The sequence below is a fragment of the Dyadobacter sp. 22481 genome (assembly GCF_052044875.1).
Taxonomy (GTDB): Bacteria; Bacteroidota; Bacteroidia; order Cytophagales; family Spirosomataceae; genus Dyadobacter; species Dyadobacter endophyticus.
The window spans coordinates 731709-753705 of sequence record NZ_JBQENV010000001.1; the positions used below are offsets into that span (position 1 = coordinate 731709).

Consider the following 21997-nt stretch of genomic DNA (forward strand, 5'->3'; position numbering starts at 1 on the left):
AACGTATTACAATGCGGAGCTTACCAGGCTAACGATGCCGCCCAGTTGCTTGGACGATGCCGCCGCGGCGAGTTTGGCAGCAGGGCCTTTTTTGTCAAGACCAGAAACGGTTTTGGTGGCTTCACCAAGCAGTCCGTTCAGTTTCGACTCGTTGGAATCGCCCAGGATTGAGCTTCCGGCTTTGATCAGCCCGAGGTTGCTGGTGAGGCTCGCTGCGTTCCCCAACAGGCCCGATTCGCCTTTTCCGAGCAATCCGCTGATGCGATTGGCGCCGATCAGCATTTTTACGGCGTTAACCACCTTGCCGAGCGTGCCGCCCGACAGCTTGCCCGACGAAGCCAGCGGAATCAGGTTTTTAAGGTCGCCCGCCTTGCCCAGCAGCTTGTCTTTCAGGCTGCCGTCGGAGGATTTCGCCTCTTTTTCCAATGCGGAAACACCCTGTGTAAGCGCATCGGCCGTGCCGGATTTGTCACCTTTTTGCGTCAATGATACAGCTTTGTCAAGCAGGCTTTCAACCGAAAGGCCTTGTGCGAAGGTGGTGGAAGCCCCCGAGAACAGAAACAAAGCGGCTGCGAGAGAAAAGAGGAAACGTTTCATAGTGTATTAATCAAATTGTGTTTAAATGGGCGGCAAAATAGCATTTATCTGGCATACCACCTCACTCGCCGGTCAAAGCATCAGCTTTTCACCAGCCGCCAATCCTTGGGCGATACCCCAAACCGGGTTTTGAAAACGGTAGAGAAATAGCTCTGCGAGGTAAATCCGGTCTGGTCGGCAATCTCTGCGACGGTCAGATCGGGGTTGCGGAGCAATGCGCAGGCTTTTTCGAGCCGGATGTTCAGAATGAGGTCGTTGGTTCCGCCGCCGAGGAGCGCCTTGGTTTTGCGGAAAAGCTGCACGCGCGACAGGCCCATTTCCTTGCCGATGGCTTCTACGGTAAGGGTTGGGTCGGCCAGCCGGGAGACGATCAGCGCGCGGAGATCATTCACAAACTTCTTGTCAAGTCGCGATATGCCGGTATCGGTGTCTGCCATATTTCGCCCTATCTGAGCGGATAGCAGCAATTGTCTGTTAGTCAATAGGCTGCGTATGCTTTCCTGTAAAAACTGCGGACTGAATGGCTTCGTCATGTACATATCCGCACGCGCCTGCATGCCCTCTACCTGCTGTTCTGGCGCGTTTTTGGCCGTGAGCAGGATTACCGGGATATGCGACGTGCGCATGTCGGCTTTGAGGGCGGCGGTGATCTGTAAACCGTCCATGCCAGGCAGCATTACATCACAAATGATCAGGTCGGGTACGGTGTCGAAGCACTGGTCGAGCCCGGCCTTGCCGTCCGTTGCGGTAACGACCTCGTACTGGGTTTGCAAAAGGCCGGTCATGAAACCGACCAGATCTTCATTGTCTTCGATGACCACGATGGTCGGTAGGTCGCGGTGCGGCGGCGTACTGGTTGGCTCCTCCGTTTCGAAGCTTGTGGTCGTCCAGGTAACGGATTTTTCGATGGCACCGGCCGCGGGATCGGCCAGGTCCTCGGGGCGGAAATGGGTATTTCCGAGTGGTAATGTGACCGTAAAAGTTGCGCCATCGCCTTTTTTGCCGTCGGCAGTGATGGTGCCCTGGTGTAATTCGACAAACTCCCGGGAAAGCGGTAAGCCGAGCCCGGTACCCTTGGTCGAATTTTTTCCCTGGTAAAACATTTCAAATGCACCCACCATATCGGCCTCGCTCAATCCCGAGCCGTTATCCTGCACTTTGATGGTCACTTCACCGGCATTTTGGGTGATATGAATATAAATATGCCCCCAGTCGGATGTAAACTTGAATGCATTTGAAAGCAGGTTGAAGAGTACCTTGTCCAACATGTCCCGGTCGAACCAGACATTTAGCTCATGCAGCGTGGTGATCAGTCGGAAATCAATCCTGCGTTTTTTGGCGACCTGTTCAAAAGGGAGCATGAGCTCGCTGATAAACGCAATAATATCGTTTTCGGCGGCCTGCAAACGGATTTTGCCGCTTTCGATCTTGCGGAAATCCATCAGTTGGTTCACGAGCCATAGCAGTCGCTGCGCGTTCTTTTGCACAAGGGAAAGGTTTTTCTTAGCTGCCGGGCTTTCGTTTTTTTGCCTGAGAAGCTCTTCCACCGGTGCGAGTATGAGTGTTAGCGGCGTCCTGAATTCGTGGGAAATGTTGGTAAAAAACCGGAATTTGGATTCCGTAGCTTCCTGCGCCTTTTCGGCAATGTCTTGAATACGGTTCCGCTGGATGAGGATTTCTGTGTTTTTAGAATTCAATTCGCGGTTGATCTTCTTGTTTTCGATCAGTGAATACAAAGCCACAGAGCCGAGGATGATCGAGACGATAAACAGGACGGTCATCACATAAAGCAGGCCGCGCTGGGTTTGGTAAATTTCCAGTTGCTCGTCGATACGGGCCTGCTGACGCTCGATATCATTCTGTTGGGAGATCATCTTGTCGGTCTGCATTTTGATCATCCTTACATTCGACGAATCGATAATAGCCGTTTGCAGCAGGTTTTCCTTTTGATAGGGCTGCTTTTGCAGGATATTCATTGCTACCCGTGCAGCCTCCTCGCCGCCTGTAGGGTAAAGTGCCGTAGCGGTAATATGGCCGTCGTAGACCATCTGGATATCCCCAAATTGCCCCGGTAGCCCGTCCACGCCGATCACGCGGATCTTTCGTTCGGGAAAAATCTCATTGCAAACTTCGCGCGCGCCCATAGCCATTACCTCGTTCTGTGCGAAGATGAGAGCCAGGTTGGGGAAGTTCGGAAGGGTTTTTCGGAGTTCTTTTTTGGCAATATCCTTTTCCCACTGGCCATTCAATGTGGCCACGCGCTGAATACCCGGACGGGTCACGAGCGCGTCTACGAGGCCGCGGTGGCGGTCGGAGGCGGGCGAGGAGCGGGGCAAGCCGGTGATCTCGATCATACTGCCCTTTCCACCGAGTAAAGTGGCTGCATATTCGCCCACAGTTTTGCCAACCTGGTAATTATCCCCGCCCACATAGGCCGTATAATAGGGCGATGAAGTGCGCCTGTCGACGACTACGACCGGGATACCCTTTTGAAAAACCTTTTCGATCACGGGCGTGAGCGGGTCCGACTCGTTGGGTGAAACGATCAGCAACTGAATACCGCTTTGGAGCAGCTCTTCGATCTGTTTCACCTGCACGGCGCTGTTGGCATGAGCGTCCCTGAAAATTAGCTTGGTATTGTTGTAAAATGCGAGTTCGCGCTGCATCCCGTCGAGCATGGCCCGCCGCCATTCGTCGTCACCGGTACATTGGGAGAATCCGATGACATAACCCTCCTCCTGTTTTTGAGAACAGCCTCCAAACAACATCAGCAACAGGAAAGCGATCAGCGCGAATCTCATAGAATAATTTGTATTTCAAATATAATACAAAATAGAGCTGCCGTAGCGATGGCCACGGCAGCTCTCATACCGCCGGGGCCGCTATTCGATCGACGGTTTCAATGCATGATACTGCAAATCTTCTATCTGAATACCCTTTGCGGATTTGATACTCAGTCCCGAAAGCGGCGTATCGGCGAAGAAAATATCGGTCATGACAGTCAACCCGCCATCGGCGAAAAGTTCGACGGACGCCGCGTCAGCAATGAGCGTCAATGCAATTTTCGTGTCACTGGACAATCTCGGTGCAAGATGCTTTTGCCCGAAACCCGCTTCGAAATCAACCTTGCCCGATTTGGTACGGTCAATGTAATATTGATTGCTGGCCTTGTCGTAACCGATCAGGAGCTCATTGCCTTCTTTGTTGGACAGCACCAGTTCAAAATCGTTGGCCGTTGCCGTTTTCAGATCGAGCCGGAATAGGCCGGAAGCATTGCCGCCTTTCGGTGCCAGGTCAACGGGCGCTTTTACGGCCAGGCTCTTTTTGGAATAACCTTCCGCTTTAATGGCGTCCAGCTCTTTGGCGGGTACCGAGGTCAGGTACAGCTCTTTACCCACAGTTTTCAGGCCCAGCTCGCGGGAAATAGTGTTGGCGCTACGCCAGGGGTCGGTGGGAACTTGGTTGGCGTATTGCCAGTTGCTCATCCAGCCCATCAGCAGGCTTCGGTTGCCGGTGTTGGAGAAGGTCACGGCGGCATAGTTGTCTGCACCCCAGTCGAGCCATTTGGTTTCTTTGGAATACGCGGTAAATGTTTTGCCGTCGAAATCGCCGAGGAAATATTGGCCTGCGGAGCCTTTGTTGGGTCCTCCGGGATTGATATTAACGATCAGCACCCACACCTGCTTGCCATTGTGCGTGAGCGGGAGCAGGTCCGGGCATTCCCATACGCCGCCATGCGCGCCCGCATCGACGCCGAATTCGCTTTCCTTCGACCAACTTTTGAGGTCGGGGGAGGAGTAGAAAGTAATGCGGTCTTTGGTAGCGAGCGTCATGATCCACTTTTTCTGCGGTCCGTACCAGCGCACTTTCGGATCGCGGAAATCGGTAATGCCGGGGTTGGGAAGTACGGGGTTTCCATTGTATTTGGTCCAGGTAACACCGTCGTCGAGGCTGTAAGCAATGCTCTGGTACTCGTGGCGGCCGGTTTTTTGCTTTTCCAAAACAGGGTTATGGTGCGTAAAAATGGCCACCAACGGCGCTTTGCCGTTTTTCCCGAAACCGGAAGTATTATTCACATCGACCACCGCGCTCCCCGAGAAAATGTAGCCGAGGCTGTCGGGATAGAGCGCGATGGGCTGTTCCTTCCAATGCACCATATCTTTGCTCGTGGCATGGCCCCAGTGCATTGGCCCCCATATTTTCGCCTCAGGGTAATATTGGTAGAACAAATGGTAGGTGCCGTTGTGGAACACCATCCCGTTCGGGTCGTTCATCCAATGCGCCTTCGGCGAGAAGTGGAATTGAGGGCGGTACTTTTCGGGCGTGCCCTGGGCTTGTGTTAGTTGCGCGAATAGCAGTGCTGCTAGTATTGTGATTTGTTTTTTCATATGTTTTTTTTGACATGATGCGCTCAGACTGACATTGCTGCAAAGTGGGCTTTTGCCCTTACAACTACCTCATTACATAACTAATAACCCGGATTCTGAACATAAAGCCCCTTCGTAAAGCTGATCTCCCGCTGCGGAATGGGCAAATATTCATCCCTTCCCGCAGTAAATTTCGCAGTCGCCAGAAACGGCCTCCTCACTTTTTCCTTTTCAAGATACGCATTCAAAGTCTGCTCAGCGATACCCCAACGCACAAGGTCGAAGAAACGCGGACTTTCGGTCGCAAATTCGAGCCTTCTTTCCCAGCGGAGTGCCTTTCTTGCATAATCCTGCGTCCAGCCAGAAGTGCTGTATTCTTTGATATTGTATTTTGAGGGCAATGTGCCGTCCTTCTTTTTCAACCGGCCGGTACTCGCGGCAGCGCGTTTGCGGATCTGGTTAATGAGCGGCAATGCAAGCGTATGCTGCCCGAGTTCAATATAAGCCTCGGCCTGCATGAGCAACACATCGTCGTAGCGGATAATGTCGATGTTTTTAGAGCTGCCGATGAACGGACCTTCCTTGTGGTACGACGCGCTCGTTGCCAGCTGCTGCTCTTTCATGGTATGGAAAAAGCCGTACACGCCCGGGTCGCGCACCCAGCTGTTGCTGAACGGCTTGGTTGCGTCGTATTTGTAAGGATGGCCGTCGATACCGATAGTATGGTCTACACGTGGATCGACGGTTTCGTTTGTGAAATCCACGTTTTTGTCATTGAATGTCTCGAAAAGCGGCAAACCGTTCGCATCGGTGCGGTAGGCGTTGGCGAGGTTCTGGCTGGGCTGGTGGAAGCCGCAGCAACCGTATTGCGGCGCGCCGTGCGGGTAGTTGAGGCCGGTCACATAGCTGAGGCGGCCCACGGCGGTACCGTCGTTGATCGAGTACTGGATCGCGAAGATCGATTCGGGGCCGTTTTCGGTTTCGGCGATGAAGTTCTCGGCGAAATCGGGTTGCAGGCTGTACTGGCCGGAGGCGATCACTTGCTGGGTAAGCGTTACCACTTCCTGCAAGCGGTTTTTGTTAATAGCCGTCACCTTGTGGTTTGCATCCTGCTCGTAGGCCTGGAAAAGCCGTAATTTAGCGAGATAAGCAGCCGCCGAAAGCTTGTTGGCTCTACCAAGCTGACTTTGTTTGGCTGGCAGGTTGTCGACCGCAAACTGAAAATCTTCTCCGATTTTGTTCCAAAGCTCGTCGTTGTTGTACCGCACGTTCGACTCTTTCAAAATGTCGTCGCTCGATAGTTTTTCATCGATATAAGGCACATTCTTGAACAACATTTTGAGCATAAAATGCGAGTGGCCGCGCAGGAAACGCATTTCGGCAATGCGGGTACTGCGGAGGGGAAATTCCGCATCGGTCAATGTATTGAGGCTCGTGAGGGCGGCGTTGGCACGAGAAATGGCTTTGTAAAAATTCTCCCAGGTGAAGGGGTGCATCAGGCCGAGATCCGGGCGGGTGAGGTTGTAGTGCTCGTAAAAATCCACTTCCGCCACGTCGGAAACACCGCCGCCGCCCTTGTAGGCGTCATCCGAGCGCACGCTGCCGTACACCCACATGCTCGTCATGGGGCCGATCATATCGTCGTTGCCGATACCGGCATAGGCAGCCGTAACCAGCGATTCCACCGCCGAGGCCGATTTGACGTTCTCCGACGACAGCAACCCCTGCGGCTGGTAGTCGAGAAAATCGTTACAGGAAGTAGTGATCAGCAACGTGCCGCTGGCGATCAGACCGAATAGATATTTGCTTTTCATAACAATGCGCTTTGGGGATTAGAAAGAAATGTTCAAACCAAATGTGAATGTCCTCGGAATCGGGATCGCGTTGATGTCCGTCCGCTCGGGATCAGGGCCGGTGAACTGCTTTGATTTAATCAGGAACAGGTTTTCGGCCATGAGGTACATCCGTACGCGTTGCAGTTTGATCTTCTGGGTTAGCTCTGAACTCAGTGCGTACCCCAGCTGGATGTTGCGCAGTTTGAAATAGGAGGTATTCACATTGAAATAATCCGAAGAACGCGTCTCGTTGTTGGCGTCGGAAAGCGACAATGCGGGGATTTTGGAGCCGGTGTTGCTTGTCGACCAGGCATCGAACACGCCCGGACCTACGTTCTCGCGACCACGGATGAAGTTGTTATAAAAAGTATAGGTATCGAATCCCTTCCTGCCCGCAATGCCGGAGCCGAAGATCGAGAAGTCGAACGACTTGTAGAATGCTTCCACTTTCAGGTTGTATTCGAATGCGGGCAAGGTAGTGCCGAAAAACACGCGGTCGAGGTCGTCGATGCGGTTGTCGCCGTTGGTGTCCACGTAGCGGATGCGGCCCGGCCCTGCACCCACCTGTGCGGGAGCGGCGTCCACTTCGGCCTGGTTCTGGAAGAGGCCGTTGGTTTTATAGCCAAACAGATCGAACTGCGAATGGCCGAGGATCGTCTGGATCGCATTGCCGGGATAAGCGGCGCGCACTTCTTCGGGCAGCTCGGTGATTTTGTCGCGGAAACGGCTCACGCCAGCCATGATATTGTAGGTGAAGTCGCCTTTCGGGCGAGCATAGTAGCCGGCCGAAAACTCAAAACCCTTGTTGGACTTGGCCGCACCATTCAGCACGCGCAGCTGCCCTTCGCCCACGGCCGATGCCACCGGCGGGGTGATCAGGATATCGCTGGTTTTGCGGGTAAAGTAGTCAAATGAACCCTGGATCATCCCGTCGAAAAGCCCGAAATCGAGCCCGAAGTTAGCTTCATCGGTTGTTTCCCACTTCAAATTCGGGTTAGCGCCCTGAATGGAGACGAAGCCGGAAGGCAGGTTGCCTGTATTGGCACCATTGAGGTCATAGGCAGTGCCGATGTTGTAGAACTGGTCGAAAAAGCCGTTATGACCGTTCGGAAACTGCGATTGCCGCGCGCCGTAACGCGTATCGTACAATCCAAAGCGGGCGAGGTCACCGATCTCCTGGTTACCAACCCTGCCGACCCCGGCCCGCAGTTTCAGATTGCTTATTTTGGTTACTCCCTTGAAAAACTGCTCTTTATCGATGCGCCAGCCCACCGATGCCGCCGGGAAAATACCGTAGGCATTCTCGGAACCGAAGCGCGACGAGCCGTCACGACGGATGGTAATGGCCGCCAGGTAACGGTCCGAGAAACCGTAGTCGATGCGGGCGAATTGGGAAAGCAGCCTGCTGCCCGAGCCGGAGCCGGTCACGTTGGTATTGCCGGTGCCGGCATTGAGCACAAAGTACTCCTTGGTTTGCACAGCGAAGCCTTCTTTTCTCGCAATTTCAAAATCGGAGTCGTTTTTAATGGCCTCGACACCCGCCAGGAACTTGAAATGGCTGTTGCCAAGGTCGAGGTTGTAGCGGGCCGTGTTGGACCAGGTAATGCTCAGGTAGCGGTTCTGGTCGATCGTGAGGCTATTGTTGGCGCGGCCGAAAGAGCCTTCTTCAAAGGATTGTTCGATGTTTTTGAAGCGAAAAGCCGCATTATCCGCACCGAGGCTGGTTTTAAGAAAGAAATTTTTAAATGGCTGTAATTCCACAAAAACATTGCCAAACAGCGTGAGCCGGTGCGCATTGTCCCATTTGTTGATCTCCTGCATGTGGAGGGGGTTGTTGCGGTCGGAGTAACCCGAGCCGATAGCGCCGCCCCAGGAGCCGTCTTTGGCATACACCGGAATGGTAGGGGCAAGGGTAACGGCCAGGCCGGGCGTGCCGGCACCACCGATGTCGGTCGAAGCCAGCGTCTCGTTCGAGGAGGCGATCTGCATATTCGCCCCGATTTTCAGTTTGCCGTCGAATGCGCTCGTAAGGCCGTTAATGCGCCCGCTGATCTTATCATAGTCGGTGTAGCGGAGCATACCCGTATTTTTGTAATAACCCAGGTTGATTTGCAGCGAAGAAGTGCCGTTACCACCCGAGATGGTCAGTTCATTGTTGGTCACGATGCCGGTTTTGTACATCACTTTCTGCCAATCGGTATCGCCTGCGGGCATGTTGGCATTCCCGCCCACGAGCGGCTGTACTTTTACACCATTTAATATGGGATTGGTGAAATCCTTGTTCCAGTCGAACTGGTATAAGGCCCCGTAACCGTCCTCCGGATTGACCTTGTCGTTCACCGAAGCCTGCCACAATGCACGCCCGCGATCAACCGCATTCAGCATTTTATACCGCGCATATTTCTCCGATTGCGTCGAAATGCTCGTATTGAAGTCGATATTGATCTTGCCGTTGGAATTGGCACCGTTTTTGGTGGTAATGATAATCACCCCATTGGAAGCACGCGACCCGTAAATGGACGATGCAGAGGCGTCTTTCAGCACCTGAATTGACTCAATGGAGTTCGGGTTCAACCCCTGAAATACCTCCGGGCGCTTGGTAGGCACGCCGTCGATGATATAAAGCGGATCTGTATTACCCAGCGTGTTCGCGCCACGGATCAGGATCCGGGAATTGGTACCATTCGGCGAGCCGGTTTTTTCAATATACAAACCAGGCACGCGTCCCTGCAAAGCCTGCATCGGGTTACCGGAGCTGATGTTTTTTAAAGGGGCCATGTCCACTACGGCAATGGCGCCGGTGAGGTCTTCTTTTTTGGAAGAAGTATAACCTACTACCACCACTTCGTTGAGACTTTTCTGGTCGTAATCGAGGGTAACGTTGATGGTCGTCTGGTTACCCACGGCCACCTCTTTGGTTTGCATGCCAATGTAGGAGAAAACCAACGAAGCATTCGCAGCTGGCGAAATATTATACGCTCCCGAAACATCGGTTACGGCACCATTCGAGGTCCCTTTTTCGAGGACATTCACACCGGGAAGCGGCTCGCCGTCGGTACTCTTGACGACACCCTTGATTTGCGCCCTGTTTTGCGCGTGGGCGGGCAGTTGCATCACGCAGGTGACCGCGAAGGCCACCAGCAGTAAAATTCTTTGCATACGGATTGAGATTAAAATAGGGTGATTGGAAACTAGTGGGTAACGGAGTGCTGCCCCAGTGGATGCTGCCCCAGCGGCAGCTGTGCGTGAATGAAATCCTGAATATCGGTTTCGCCGAATGCGGGCAATGCACCGGCTTTTCCGGCTACGAATGCACCGGCGGCGCAGGCAAATTCGAGGGATTCAGCAAGCGGATGCCCGGTGGCGGTCTGGTAAAGGAATGCGCCCAGGAATGCGTCGCCGCTGCCGATGGTATCTGCCACCTCCACGATAAACCCGGGGTGCTGGTGGAACTCGCCGCTAGCGGTAAGTAGCATTGCGCCGTCCGCCCCGCAGGTAAGAACCAGCATATCGAGTTTGAAATGGTCGATCAGGAATGCCATGGCTTGTTTTTCGCTTTCAAACGGTGTGAGCCAGCCCATCACTTCGCGAATTTCATGCTCGTTCATTTTGACGATGCCGGCAAATCCGAGGAGTTCGAGTACCTGCTCGCGGGTGTAATGCGGCGGGCGCAGATTCACGTCGAACACACGCGTCTGGGCATGGCTTAGATACCGCATAAGCGTAGCACGCGTGGTATGGTCGCGGGCGGCCAGCGTGCCGTACACGAAGAAATCGCTGTGGGCAACCTGCTGTGCGGCGGCGGCATCGAACTGAATGTAGTCCCAGGCCACCGGGTGCAGGATCTTGTAGGTAACCTCGTTGCTGTCCGACACGTTGGCTTTGGCAATGCCCGTCAAATGCGTCTCGCCGGTTTGTACCCATTGCGTATCGAGCCCGTGCTGTGCCATAAATGCGAGCAGTTCGTCACCCAGCTCGTCGTGACCTACGCGGCTGATGAAGGCAACGTCCATGCCGTAGCGTTGCAAATGTGCAGCAACGTTCATCGTAGCACCGCCGGCCAGGCGCGCGTCGGGCAGAACGTCCCAGAGTACTTCTCCAAAAACAGTCAGTTTCGGTGTCATATGTATTCGGTTAAAGTGGAGATTTTAGTGGAGGACCAGTGTTTTTTCGATTTGTTCGAGGGACGTGCCTTTTGTTTCGGGCATCATCTTCCATACAAAAAGCAATTGGAGTACCATCATCCCGCAGAAGATCATAAAGGTGTTGCCGCCACCGAGCGTTTCGGCGATGTAGGGGAATGTGAATGCGATCACGGCGGCCAGCAGCCAGTGCATAAAGCTGCCCATCGACTGCCCGGCTGCACGTACCTGATTCGGGAAAATTTCAGAAATGAAAACCCAGATCACCGCGCCCTGCGACAATGCGAAGAATGCAATGTAAATGAACAAGTACACCGGTACGGCATAACCGCCCAGGTTGCCGCTGTAAAATGCCTGCGCCACAAGCCCCAGCGTTGCGATCAATCCGAACGACCCGATGAACATCAGCGTCCGGCGGCCGAAACGATCTATGAGATTGATGGCGATGAATGTGAAACAGAAATTCACCAGCCCTACACCGGCAGACGACAGCAGCGCCGAACTTTTGCCCAGGCCAGCCATTTCGAAAATGCGCGGTGCATAATAGATGATCGCATTAATGCCCGAAACCTGGTTGAAAAAGGCAAAAAGCAAGGCCAGCGCCAGGGGGAGTTTGTATTGGGATGAAAAAATGGACATGCTGTTTCCGCTCTGGATGCCCGCATTGGCGGAGTTCTGAATGTCGGAAACAATGCCGCTCACATCTATACCGCCATTAGCGACGGATAGTATGTGCCGCGCTTCTTCCACTCTGCCGCGTTTCACGATCAGCCAGCGGGGGCTTTCGGGTACGAACAGGATCGTCACCAGGAAAACCAGCGACGGGAACGCCTGCACGCCCAGCATCCAGCGCCAGTCGTTGTCGCCCACGCCTACGAGCAGGAAGTTGGACAGGTAGGCGATGAGGATTCCAAGCACCACATTGAACTGGAACATGGCTACCAGGCGGCCGCGGGAATTGGCGGGCGATATTTCGGAAATGTATAATGGAGCGGTAACCGACGAAATGCCTACACCGATGCCGCCAAGGAAGCGGAAGACGAGGAAGGAAATCCAGTCGGAGGCGAGTGCCGAGCCGATCGAAGACAGCAGGTAAAGGACAGCAATGGCGAAGAGCGTGTACTTACGCCCGTAACGCTCGGAAGGGATAGCACCGGTGAGCGACCCGAGGACGGTGCCGATCAAAGCGATGGAAACTGTGAACCCGTGCTGCACCGTAGTGAGGCCCCACAATTGCTGGATCGATTTCTCCGCGCCCGAAATGACCGCCGTATCAAAACCGAATAAAAAACCGCCCAGCGCGACTGTGAATGCCCAGAAGATTACCTTTTTGCTTGTCATGATTGTTGAATTAATTTCTGACGAAGCTACCGGCTCTCCGGGCAAACTATTTTCGAATCCGTACCAAATGTTTTTAAATTTCACATTTGGTATTTTTGTATGTAGTTAGTTGATTATTAGATTTTTATATTAATTTAAAAAGCCTTTGTTTTTAAATTTGTTTCAAAGTTTTCAGGAAATGTTTCATACGTTGTCAATCACATAAAACCGGCAGCCCGGGATCAGAAGCGAATGGGAGCAGCTGGCTGATCTGCGAATAGGCGACCCGGTTCACCGACAAGTCCAGCGACAGCAACGCGTCGAACCTGATCCAACTGACACCAGAAGTTTCGTTGGTTTGGTCAAGCATCTCGCCGCCCGTGACCCGGCAGAGAATGAAGAATTTATAAACGTACCAGAGCTCTTCCGGGTGGTCGTGTTTGCGTTTATCAAAAACAGCCAGTAACCGCACTGCTTCCACGTGCAGGCCGGTTTCTTCAAATGTTTCTTTCACCGCCACTTCAAATGGCGTGTAGCCGACATCCGCCCAGCCGCCGGGCAATGTCCAGCGATCGTTGTCGATCTTTTCCTGCACCATCAGGATCTCATCGGTACCACGGAAAATCACGGCGCGGATATCGACTTTCGGTGTAACATAACCGATTTCGTGGGGCAAGAGGCTGATAATCTGCTCAATGGGCGCGTTACTGATATCGGCGAGGAGGCTGAGGCTGATCTGGCGGATCTCCTCGTAACGTTCCCGGTCGTATTCTCCGGGTTGAAAGGCCAGGCCGGTTTGGGAAAGGGCCAGAATGCGTTTGACGGCAGCCAGCCAGGGATTTGCGGACATAGCAATGAAAAAGGGACAAGTGTAGATCGATTCGCACCAGCCGGATCAGAAGGCCGGCAGCATTTAAGTAACCGGCGAATATCTGAAACATTTGTGTGAATTCAATCCAGCCTGCCCCCATTATGGAACGTTGAGTATTAGCTAGCGTTTGTAATGATTATGGCGCCACCGCGAGTTTGAGGATCTGCCGGCTGCCACCAGTTGTTTCTATTTCAACGGCATAGGTGCCTGGCCGCAGCTTGCCGATATCCATACAGCCTTCCCGCAATGCAGGCTGTACAACTAGCCTTCCGCTGGTGTCGAACAGCCTGATGTTCTTGATGCTTTCAGGTTTTAGCCCTTTCACACGAACTGCCGCCACGCCTATGGCAGGATTAGGATAAATGGCCACCCTTTCTCCTTCAAATTCCAGCACGGCAATGCGGCTGTACGAGAATGTACCGTCCAGATCGATCATTTTAAGCCGGTACATATTGGTACCGGCTTGTGGAAGGGCATCGGTATAGGAATAGTCGGTAACTGTCGCTTCACCGCCGCTCGACATTACTTCGCCAAGGTGGTGCCATTGCTTGCCGTCGCGGCTGCGTTCAATTTCGAATGTACGGCTGTTGATCTCGGAGCTGGTCTGCCATTGCAGATGAGCCTCATTCTCGCGTTTTTTGGCTTGAAAGGACACGAGCGTAACAGGCAATGCGGCCTCCGATTGCCCCGAAATAAAGAACCCGCTGAACCCGCTCACCTGAAATGAAACGAGGTACATGGTGTGGTCTTCGCTTTCCGTTACGGTTACGTTCGTGATCAGTTGCGTAGGCCCGGAGTAGGTACCCGGGAAGCCATACGGACTGGTACCATGGTATTGTACCACTTTCAGGTTTGCAGGGAGAGAGGCATTGTTGGCGTTGCCGTAGGCCTGGTTATAGGCTTCAAAATCCTGCTTGGAAAAGAATAACGTCACTTTTGCGGGGCCGTCGGTTCCGGAAGGGGTGATGTCGTAATGCCTCTTGACAAATATTTTTTGTCCTTCCGACACGGTATTGCCGGCTGCCAGGAAAGTCTTGATCGTGACATTACCGAGTGAGCCGGGTGTACCGGTGGGTTCGATAAGGCCGAAAGTCTTACAATCACTAGTGATGGAGGTCGCGCCTGCATACACAGGTAGCGTAGCCTGCTCGCCACTCGCGGGTAATGTGCCCGGGCCTGCGATCGCTTGCAGCTCGTACGCGCCCATGTCTGTTTGGACGTTGAAAGTACGGGTGTTGTTGGCGAGGTCGGTTAAGTTAGCAGGGAGGTCGGGCAATGCTTCGTTGGTACCCCGGTTGATGGCCGGCGAGCAGGGGAGGAGCTTCCAGTCAGTTTCGCCTGCGAACTGCGGATTAGTGGTGCCGGCGAGATTATGGTCTGCGTCGCTGGCCGCAATGCCTTCCACCAGGCTGTATGTGACCGAAACAGTACTTTCCTGGCTGGTAATGCCGCTGCCATTGCCATAAAGGATGCTGTTGCGGACGGTTACCGGGCCTTCGTAGCCGGTAATGGTACCCGGGTAGTTCTGGCTGTTGCCCGAAACCGTACAGTTGAGCAGCGTTACCTGGGAGCTTTGATTAAAAATCGCCCCGGCAAAATCGCCTGCGGAATTGCCTGTGATGAGGCAGTTGACCAAAACCGTGTTCGAGCCGTTTCTGTTGGCTATGGCGCCGCCGTTGCCGAACATGGCCGTATTACTTTGAAATATCGTGTTGGTGATCAGCGGCGAGGCAATGTCATTGTAGATCGCCCCCCCATTTGACGCAGAGTTGTTCAGGAATGCGCAATTGGAAATAGTGGGCGACACATTGAAATTCCGCATGGCACCGCCGTCGTTTCCGGTCACACCGGCAATGGTAAACCCGTCGAATATATCGTCGCGGGTCAGGCCGTTGTCTGAATTGTTAATGAAGGGCCCTACGGATGAAGTCAACACGGTAGCCGTCGCCGGATCGCCGTGGACGATGGGCAGCGCTCGTTGGTTGAGAGCGGTTTCGGTTCCTGCGAAACTGCCGTACATCTTCACGCCGTGGATAAAGGCCAGCTGGCTTCCGCTATTTTCGTATTCTCCGCGTGCTACCCAGACCTGGTCGCCCTCGGAAGCGACGTTCAAAGCGTCTTGCAGGGTGGGAAACGCATTGGCCCAGCTGTCCCCGGAAGGATCGGGCGCAGCGTTCGTCGTACTTACATACCAGATTGCGCTTGGCGTCACTTCATAGAGCCCGAGGTCGATGGCCTGGCTGGTGAGCCTTCGGCTGCCGTCGAATGCGACGGGTGTATCGTCTGTGTTTTTAGGGAAAATGGAAAGGTCCGTGGCGGGTTTGCCGGCGTTGGTCACCGGGCTGCCTTTGCGCTGTCTGAAATCAAGCTGCACCGGGTCGGTGAACTGCGGATCGGTGTCGAGGATGTTCGTGCCTCCTGCAAAACCGCCCTGGATGAGCGAGTAGGAGACAACCGGCGTTCCGCTTCCACCGATGCTGTTGATGCCGCCGGGCGATGCCGGATCGGTATTGTTCCAAATGATCGTATTCTCGACCACGGGCGACGAGCCGCCCACCGCGTACAATGCCCCGCCGTTGCCTCCCGCGGCACTGCCCCCTACCTCATTGGCCGAAAAAGTGCAGTTCCGGATCGTAGGCGACGAATTGTCAAGAAAGATCGCACCGCCTTTTCCGGACGTAGTGCCCTTGGCCGAATTGACCGCGAAAAGGCATTGTACGATCAAAGGGCTTGAATTGAGCAGGTACATCGCGCCCCCCTTGCCTTCCGCCGCCGACGGATCGGTGGCGTTCTCGCCGAACGTGCAGTTGGCGAGAACGAGCGAGGAATTGGTCGCATGCAGCGCCCCGCCCCGTCGGTCGCTGCCCACGAGCACGCCGGTCCCGGCCGTCACGATGAAGCCGTCGAGCCGTGTCGTGGCGCTCGCACCGGAAACGGTTATGACCGTGCCGCCCTGCCCGGAAAGCACGGTTTGGCCGCTGAACGACCTTTCGCGAAGATCACTTTCGTAGCCCTCGAAACCGCCGTAGTAAGCTACGCCGTTCGTCAGTGAAAAAGGCGTGTTGGCGGCTTCGGTCTGGTAATTACCATTCACTACCCATACCTGCTTGATAGCCGGATTCAGCGCTGCCGCGCGGGTTGCGTGGTACATCCGTTTCAGCGGGTTGTCCCAGCTGCTGCCATTGCCCGGCGAGTTGGTTTCGTCATTGACATATAAGATTCCATTGCCGTCGGGCTGTGCGTCCTCGGCGGCATCGTAGCTGGTTACCGAGCCGTTGAGCGTGAAATTGTCGATGGCCGAATAATTTTGGTTGGGCGTGTTGCTGTTGTTAACCGCGATCCTGATCTGCATGGTGTTCCGCAGTTTGGAAACGGTTTTGGTGCGGGTAATGGATGCCATGTCCATGCTCGACGAAAAGGACGAGCCGTAGTTGACGCCGTCAACCTGGACCTGGAATGTCCCGTTGTCAGCAGAGAACCGTGAAAAGGTAATACTGGTCAGTTCAACCTGATACCCTTCCTTGATCGTGACCGTGAGCACGTACACGTGATTGTGCGCATTGAGTGCCATGGCGTTGTTCCCGTTGTAGCTGTACGAGTAAGGAGTGTCGCCTATCCCCGTCCACTTGCCCGTCAGGTTAGCGTTAATGGAGGTAGGGGTGTTGAAATTGCTATTGGGAAAGGTGTGGTTATAAATCACCGCCGAATGGGCGATGGTAGCAACCAGCAGTGCGCAAAACAGTGTGAAAATGGGTCGTAGTAGTTGTGTATTCATAGCACGGTCCGGAATGATGAGTGATCATTTTTAGCGATGCAATATGGACTGCTCAACTGCCCGGGGATTGTCAATTTTTAATCAGATACTGTTCAATTTTCGTCATACAAGGCTGTTTTATCGTAAATTAGCTTCAAAGCACACCATTTGAAGAAATTCTACATGCTCCGTACGTTTCTCGTCTTCATGCTGTATTGGCTGGCCGCCTTCTGGTGCGTTCCGGTAGGCTTGTTGGCGCAGCCCGCCGGCTTCCCGGTTCCCGAAAGTATCACGGCCAAACAGGGCCTTCCTCAGGGTTTTGTACCGGGTATCGTCCAGGATTCACGCGGCTTCATATGGCTCGCCACGCGCGACGGGATGTGCCGCTTCGACGGTAGAAGTTTCAGGGTATTCCAACCGTCGGACACGCAGGAGATATCGCTTTCGTCATTAGGGCTTGAAAATTTGCAGACCACCGCCGACGGGAGAATCTGGATTACCACCGACCAGGGTCAGATCGACCTCTTCGACCCCGTGCGGGAAACTTTCATCAACTTTTCACGCCAGGCTTTTTATCAGGAACAGTTCGGGAAACGCTTTCTCAGAGATATGTACGCCGACCGCCAGCACCGGCTTTGGCTGATGTCGGATGGTGGCGGACTGGATTATATTCATTTAAATACCCAAAAAATCCGGCGTTACCACTCCGCCAATGGGGATACCTGCGCCATTGCACACGCCCATGTTCGGTTCGTGAAGGAAGACAAGGCTGGTAACATCTGGGCTGGTACTAACAAGGGTCTTTTTTTGCAAAAACAAGGGACTGACAGTTTTGTAAAATACCATTCAACGACGCTTGCAGGTGCTACCGATCACAAAATAAATGCGTTGAGCGAGCTGAACGACGGCCGCCTGCTGCTGCTTTATAATACCGGGATGGTATTACTCGATCCCGGTACCGGCATTGGGCAAACCCGCGAGCTGGTTTTGGACACCCAGGCGCAGTACAGGCACCCGATCGTGACGGATAGCAAGGGGAATGTCTATTTTTTCCGGATGAACCACCTGTACAGGCTTGGCAAGGACAACAGCCTCGCCGAATTTCCGGTCCAGCCGGATGTAGACGAATTCAAGAGCCTCTACGTTGACCGTTCTGATGTGCTTTGGGCGGGTACGAACGGGCAGGGGATCCGGAAATACAACCTCAGGGCGAGCTATTTCGATACCAAGGCCTATTCATCCGACTTTATTTCGGATCTCCTGCGTGATTTTTTGAAAGTGCCCCAGACCGAAATGGCAAAGCTGCCTGCCGGGTTGTTTTCCTACAACTTCCGCTATGCATTCGACAGCCCGCAGAGAATTTGGTTTAGTGCCGGGCGCACGCCGCTGTATGAACTGGATCTGACTTCGCACGCGATCAAAAGCATTCCATTTCCAGTGGAGGTCGCTGATATCAAGCGGTCGGAGCTGGCGATCAGCCTGGCAAAAGACCCCGACGGCCGCATGTGGGCCATACACGACAGCCTTTTGTTTTCCTACAAAAACGGCATCTGGACGCGTTTCCCGCATGCTATCCGACCGCGGCAAGCAACCGATCGCGGCCCGGCCCGCCCGGGAATCGAATCGGGCATTTATCAGATCGTAGCCGATAGGCAATATCTCTGGGTCGCGACGACGATGCGTGGATTGTACCGCATCGATAAAGCTTCGGGTGCGATCAGGCGGTACGGACAAGGGGCTGGCTCGCTTAGTAGTGACAATCTGTATTGCCTTTTCGCCGATCCGCTCGATGAAAACCTGCTTTGGGTAGGCACATTCGGCGGCGGCCTCTGCCGGTTCGACAAGCGTACCGGGCATTGCGAGCGGCTTACAAAACATAATGGTCTGCCCAATAATGTGGTATACGCAGCCATCCCCGACGGGCACGGCAGCGTGTGGGTGGCCACCAACCAGGGGTTATGCCAGATAAACAGGAAAACCCTGCGCACGCGAACCTACACGCGTGAGGACGGTCTGATGGCCGACGAATTCAACCGCTTCCATGCGCTTGCATTGCCCGATGGCCGCATTTTTCTGGGCGGAATGGAGGGGATAACAGCTTTTGATTCAAAACAGCCGAATGAGGACCGGTACCGGCCGCCGGTTTATATCACCGGCATTTCCATCAACAATGCGCCTTTGGAGCCGCGTCTGTCGGCTGGGGAATTGCCGGTAGCTGCAATGCAGGGGCTCGATCTGGCCTATTGGCAGAACTTTCTCACGATCGAATTTGCGGCCATGCAATACAACCGGAGCGACAAGATCCGCTACCGGTACCAGTTGGAAAGTGTGGACGAGCGCTGGATCGAAACCGAAACGCCTGTTACCAAGTATACCGACCTCCGGCCGGGGCATTATGTGCTCCGGCTGAATGCATCGAATACGCTTGGCGTGTGGAGTCCCGAAATCCGGGAGCTGCATATCCGAATTAGTCCGCCCTGGTGGCGGACCTGGTGGGCTTACGTGATCTATGGTGTGGTTTTTCTAGCCGTGCTTTATGGAGCATTACGCGTTTATATAAACCGCGTCAGGATGCAGCAATCCATTGTTTTCAAACAAAAAGAAATAGACCTGAAAGCCCGGGAGGCAGAGCAGCTGCGCGAGCTGGACGAAATGAAGACCCGGTTTTTCTCCAACATTACCCACGAATTCAGAACGCCGCTGACTTTGATCCTCGGCCCTGCCGGCCAAATGCTGGAAGAACCGCGGGAGCAAAAGGACAACAAACGCCTATCGCTGATCGACCGGAATGCGCGGCAACTGCTCGGGCTGATCAATCAGTTGCTCGATCTTTCCAAACTCGAAGCCGGTACCACGCACGTCGATGCGGCCTGGGGCGACCTGGCGGATTTTGTTGAATCGCTCACCGGCACATTCCAGCTGGCTGCGGAAGCTAAGAATGTGACGTTGGCGTTCAACAACCGCCTTGAAAACCGGTACTACTGGTTTGATCATGAAAAATTGGAAAGGATTGTTACTAACCTGCTTGCCAATGCGGTGAAATTTGCGAATGAAAACGGGCACATACTCGTTACGTTGAATGCGGCTGGTCCGGAAGGTACGGAAATCACCGTCGCGAATACCGGCGCCAGGATCCCGGACATGCAGCTTAGCCGCATTTTCGACCGGTTTTATCAGGCCGGTCAGCCAACGGGTTATCACGAAGGAACCGGCATCGGACTCGCCCTGGTGAAGGAGCTGGTAACCCTGCAAGGCGGCACGGTATCTGTCGAAAGCGGTGCGGATGGCTTCGATACTGTTTTCACAGTGGCTTTGCCTTATCGCTGTGGGGAGGAACGGAATGCAACCGAAAATATCCCGAAGATCAATGGAAACGGTCGAATCCCTCACCAGGAAGCGCATTTGACCAAAATACTGCTTGTGGAAGACAATGCGGGACTGGCAGAATTTGTTTCCGATAGTCTAGCCGGGAGTTACCGGTTCTACCATGCGCAGAATGGCGAGGAGGGGCTCGCGATGGCCGCCGAAATCATGCCCGACCTGATCATCAGCGATGTGATGATGCCGGTCATAGATGGTTATACTTTTTGTAAACTCATTAAATCCAACCTCGAAACGAGCCATATTCCCGTAGTGCTGCTGACGGCCAAGTCGGCCCTGGAAAGCAGGGTGGAAGGATTGGAACTCGGTGCGGACGACTACATTACCAAACCTTTCCACCTGCCTGAGCTTCGCCTGCGCATACGTAACCTGCTCGACAGGCAGACGCGCCTCTACGAACGCCTGCGGGCAGTGTTCGCGACGCCCGCCGCGCTACCGGCAGACCAGGAAGTAGTCACAGACCCGTTTTTGAACAGATTGCATGCGATCCTGGATACCCGTCTCGACGACCCTGAGTTCGGGGTTACCGAGCTGATCCGCGAAATAGGCATGAGCAACAGTAGCCTGAACCGGAAACTCAAAACCCTGACCGACCTTTCGGCGGTGGAACTGATCCGTAACTATCGGTTGAAAAAAGCGGCAGTATTGCTTTCGGAGGGTATTTCGGTGTCGGAAGCGGCCTATGCGGTCGGTTTTGATAACCTTTCTTATTTTGCCAAATGCTTCCGCGACCTGTACAATATGACGCCCCGCGAATTTGCCGCTAACGGCATTCTTTGAGGCATCAGGCGGCGATAACGAGCCCTTTTCGAAAGGCAGTCGGGCTCGTGCCGTGATGCTTACGGAACTGGCGACTGAGATGGCTTTCGTCGGTATAGCCCAGCTCGGCGGCTATTTCACCGATCGTCAGGCTGCTTTGCGTGAGCCGCTGTGCTACGAGCTTGATGCGCGAGGATGCGATGTAGCTTTGCAGGCTTTCTCCTGTGTATTTCCTGAAATATTCGCCTACATAATTGGGTGAAAGGTTGAATTGCTCCGCCAGGTAATCGACGCGCAATTTGTCCGGGTTCGCGATATGCCTTTGGATATGCAGCAGTACCCGGTTAATCAGTGCCTCCTTTGAACCGGGACTGTCGGTAGCACGGCCGTCGTGCACGTTGCGCGTGATCACATTGAGGATCAGCGTGACCAGGTGCCGCAAGTTTTCCTCGTGACCTGCCTGCCGCTGGTTGTATTCAGTGATCAGATGTGCGATCAGGGAGGAGATCATTTTGCAATCGCCCTCGTTGCGGATCAGGAGCTCTTCGAACCGGTTATTGTGTGCGAAAATCGTTTCAAGCTGTTTCAGCCACGCCGTTACCCGTTCTTTGTCCTGCTCGGTTTTGTATTCGGATAAAAACACTTCCGAGAACCGGATGGAGCAGAACCGGGTGTGCGTCCCGACATCGAACCCTCGGCAATCCAGCGGGGTGAACAGAAATATGCTGCCGGGGCGGTAGGGAAAGCGGTTCCGGTTGGTCTCGCGGGTACCGGTGCCGTTCATGATCCAGACTATTTCGAAGAAGTGGTAGATCAATGGCCGCTCGTTCCAGCAATCCATATCGGCTACGTAAACTTCAAAGGGTTGGTGCAGTGTTTTTTGTTTCATAACCTGTAAAAATACCGAAAAAGCCACGCAATGTCACTGGCCGGCCGCCGGTGGTCCGGATAGTTTTGTATTCAAAAAAAAG

The 21997-nt window shown here is 53.9% G+C and carries 11 protein-coding genes; 1 reads left to right on the forward strand and 10 read right to left on the reverse strand.

Going from position 1 to position 21997, the window contains the following annotated elements; all coding sequences use genetic code 11:
• Positions 1-6 precede the first annotated feature (6 nt).
• The 9 genes from ACTJJJ_RS02670 to ACTJJJ_RS02710 form a co-directional block, all read right to left on the reverse strand.
• On the reverse strand, positions 7-597 hold the full coding sequence (locus ACTJJJ_RS02670; protein ID WP_188930954.1) for a hypothetical protein: 591 nt from the start codon (positions 595-597) through the stop codon (positions 7-9).
• 80 nt (positions 598-677) lie between these two features.
• A complete protein-coding gene (locus ACTJJJ_RS02675; protein WP_440701405.1) occupies positions 678-3398 on the reverse strand; it encodes a substrate-binding domain-containing protein in 2721 nt (906 codons plus the stop codon).
• An 81-nt stretch (positions 3399-3479) separates the two neighbouring features.
• A complete protein-coding gene (locus tag ACTJJJ_RS02680; protein ID WP_440701406.1) occupies positions 3480-4985 on the reverse strand; it encodes a glycoside hydrolase family 32 protein in 1506 nt (501 codons plus the stop codon).
• An 80-nt stretch (positions 4986-5065) separates the two neighbouring features.
• Positions 5066-6778: a RagB/SusD family nutrient uptake outer membrane protein gene (locus ACTJJJ_RS02685; RefSeq protein ID WP_440701407.1), complete on the reverse strand. Its 1713-nt coding sequence runs from the start codon at positions 6776-6778 to the stop codon at positions 5066-5068.
• An 18-nt stretch (positions 6779-6796) separates the two neighbouring features.
• Positions 6797-9958, reverse strand: coding sequence for a SusC/RagA family TonB-linked outer membrane protein (locus tag ACTJJJ_RS02690; protein ID WP_440701408.1), 3162 nt, complete (start codon positions 9956-9958; stop codon positions 6797-6799).
• A 32-nt stretch (positions 9959-9990) separates the two neighbouring features.
• Positions 9991-10923, reverse strand: a complete 933-nt coding sequence (locus tag ACTJJJ_RS02695; protein WP_440701409.1) for a carbohydrate kinase family protein — start codon at positions 10921-10923, stop codon at positions 9991-9993.
• Positions 10924-10947: 24 nt separating this feature from the next.
• Positions 10948-12282, reverse strand: coding sequence for a sugar porter family MFS transporter (locus tag ACTJJJ_RS02700; RefSeq protein WP_188930941.1), 1335 nt, complete (start codon positions 12280-12282; stop codon positions 10948-10950).
• A gap of 193 nt (positions 12283-12475) precedes the next feature.
• On the reverse strand, positions 12476-13111 hold the full coding sequence (locus ACTJJJ_RS02705; protein WP_440701410.1) for an NUDIX hydrolase: 636 nt from the start codon (positions 13109-13111) through the stop codon (positions 12476-12478).
• 157 nt (positions 13112-13268) lie between these two features.
• The gene (locus tag ACTJJJ_RS02710; protein ID WP_440701411.1) at positions 13269-16907 is read right to left on the reverse strand and encodes a right-handed parallel beta-helix repeat-containing protein; all 3639 of its coding nucleotides are present in this window, start codon (positions 16905-16907) and stop codon (positions 13269-13271) included.
• A 147-nt stretch (positions 16908-17054) separates the two neighbouring features.
• Between ACTJJJ_RS02710 and ACTJJJ_RS02715 the strand changes: the two genes are divergently transcribed.
• Positions 17055-21047 (forward strand): hybrid sensor histidine kinase/response regulator transcription factor, encoded by a 3993-nt coding sequence (locus tag ACTJJJ_RS02715; protein WP_440701412.1) that lies wholly within the window; start codon positions 17055-17057, stop codon positions 21045-21047.
• Between the two features lie 4 nt (positions 21048-21051).
• Here ACTJJJ_RS02715 and ACTJJJ_RS02720 read toward each other — a convergent pair whose 3' ends face one another.
• The gene (locus tag ACTJJJ_RS02720) at positions 21052-21915 is read right to left on the reverse strand and encodes an AraC family transcriptional regulator (protein WP_440701413.1); all 864 of its coding nucleotides are present in this window, start codon (positions 21913-21915) and stop codon (positions 21052-21054) included.
• Between the last annotated feature and the right edge of the window lie 82 nt (positions 21916-21997).